1 protein-coding gene is annotated in these 1,260 nt (G+C 50.6%); it reads left to right on the top strand.

The features are described 5' to 3' along the window. The first annotated feature begins 74 nt into the window (after window positions 1-74). Window positions 75-1,252 (top strand): IS3 family transposase gene (locus ACRDCA_RS07880; protein ID WP_438689034.1). Its coding sequence is split into 2 segments (ribosomal slippage): window positions 75-333 and window positions 333-1,252, totalling 1,179 coding nucleotides; the frame shifts between segments, so codons are not numbered across the junction. Window positions 1,253-1,260 lie beyond the last annotated feature (8 nt).

Below are 1,260 nucleotides of genomic sequence, written 5' to 3'. Positions count from 1 at the left end.
CTGTAGTGGCATAGTGAATTTGGCCACCTGAATAGAGGTGATATCATCACCTCAACCACTAAACAGGTGAAAAAATGACTAACAAAACGAGGCGGACTTTCTCTGCTGAATTCAAACTTGAATGCGCTCAACTTATCCTTGACCAGGGCTACTCATTCCGTGCAGCCAGCCAAGCCATGAATGTCAGCACATCGGCTCTCGAATCATGGGCAAGACAGCTCCGTCTGGAGCGTGAAGGGGTCTCACCTAAAGCCTCGCCACTGACTGCCGAACAGCAGCGTATTCGTGAGTTGGAAAAGCAGGTTCGTCGCCTGGAGGAACACAACACCATATTAAAAAAGGCTACCGCTCTCTTGATGTCAGACTCCCTGAACAGTTCTCGCTAGTTGAAGAACTCAGAAGCAGTCACACCGTCAGCCTTCTCTGCGATGTTTTTGAAATACACCGCAGTAGCTATAAATATTGGGCAAAAAGGCGGCATGTCATCAATCCAGAGCGGGTCAGAGTTCATAGCGAAGTTCGTCGCATACACCGCCTCAGTAACGGTTCTGCCGGTGCCAGAACGCTTGCGGATATCCTTACCCGTGAGGGGCTTGCGTTAAGCCGATACCGGGCAAGCAAGATAATGAAAGCGCTGGGCCTGAGTAGCTGCCAGCCGGGTAAACATGCCTACAGAAAATCGACTCAAGAGCACACGAGTCTGCCAAATATACTGGAGCGCCAGTTCGCAGTAACGGAGCCTGACCAGGTCTGGTGCGGTGATATCACTTTTATCTGGACCGGACAGAAATGGAGTTACCTGGCTGTCGTGATGGATCTGTTCGCCCGTAAGCCAGTGGGTTGGGCAATGTCGCCGGTTGCGGATACAGAGCTCATCATTAATGCCCTGGAAATGGCCTGGGAAAGTCGTAATAAGCCAGAGGGGGTGATGTTCCACTCGGATCAGGGAAGCCAGTATACAAGCTTGAGGTACCGGCAACGGCTCTGGAAAAAGCAGATAAAACAGAGCGTCAGTCGGAGAGGAAACTGTTGGGATAATAGCCCGATGGAACGCTTCTTCCGTAGCCTGAAAAGCGAATGGATACCTGAAGGAGGCTACAGTGCAGCGGAAACAGCTCAACGAGAAGTCACTCGTTACATAACAGGTTACTACAACACGTTCAGACCTCATCAATACAACGGAGGTCTGACACCTGACGAGTCAGAGAGAAGATACCACGCAGCTTATAAAACCGTGGCCAGTTTTACTTGACCACTACA

Source organism: Serratia sp. (in: enterobacteria), from assembly GCF_051654945.1.
In the GTDB taxonomy this organism is placed as follows: Bacteria; Pseudomonadota; Gammaproteobacteria; order Enterobacterales; family Enterobacteriaceae; genus Chania.
Note: the sequence above shows the minus strand (reverse complement) of the source record. Positions and strands in the feature narration are given on the sequence as shown.